Origin of the sequence: Paenibacillus thalictri (assembly GCF_004307995.1) — a bacterium.
GTDB classification, from domain to species: Bacteria; Bacillota; Bacilli; order Paenibacillales; family NBRC-103111; genus Paenibacillus_AF; species Paenibacillus_AF thalictri.
In genome coordinates, this window is sequence record NZ_SIRE01000082.1 from 1 (window position 1) to 650 (window position 650).

At 44.9% G+C, this 650-nt stretch carries 1 protein-coding gene; it reads left to right on the forward strand.

The window, feature by feature from the left end:
* A partial coding sequence (locus EYB31_RS39985) for a transposase (RefSeq protein WP_170318317.1) occupies positions 1 to 535 on the forward strand: 535 nt, incomplete at its 5' end.
* Between the last annotated feature and the right edge of the window lie 115 nt (positions 536 to 650).

A 650-nucleotide genomic window follows, 5' to 3' on the forward strand; every position in this document is an offset into this window, starting at 1 on the left:
CCTGGTAGCCCCCCTGCAATCGGTTAGCGATAACCATACGGGCTTGTATTCCAATGAGAAGTTCGACTATGATGCTGAAGCCCAAACGGTTCGCTGTCCAGCTGAGCAGGTTACTCGAAAAAAATATTACACCCCTCAATTGGAAGGGACGCAATACCACTTTCCCAAAGAAATCTGCAAGGCATGTCCTGTTCGCTTGCAGTGCACTGCAAGCGAACAGGGCCGAAAGATCTTCATTAGTAACTATTACAACGAATTCCAAGAGGCCAAAACATTTAATGAAACAGAACAAGCCAAGAAGCTGTTTCAAATACGCAACGGTATTGAGCGCAAGAACAACGAATTGAAAAACCATCATGGCCTTGGTTATGCACGTACCCATACGAGAGAGCGACGTCGCGTGTACGTGAAGATCGTCAGCATGGTCGTGAACCTAAAACAATTCGTAAAACAAAAAAATCCGCTGACCTTGGGGTTTGTACGAAAACGTCCCCCTGGCTTCCTGTTGTCATTTTTAAAGATTCAGCAAGCATAAGGCCAAAAAGGGTGAAATATTTCTACCTCCCTACCTTGAAAACCTGTAAACCATACTCAATAGAGCCCAGAATAGAGAAAGGATGCCCTAACAGGCAAGATTAATCGACAGTCTC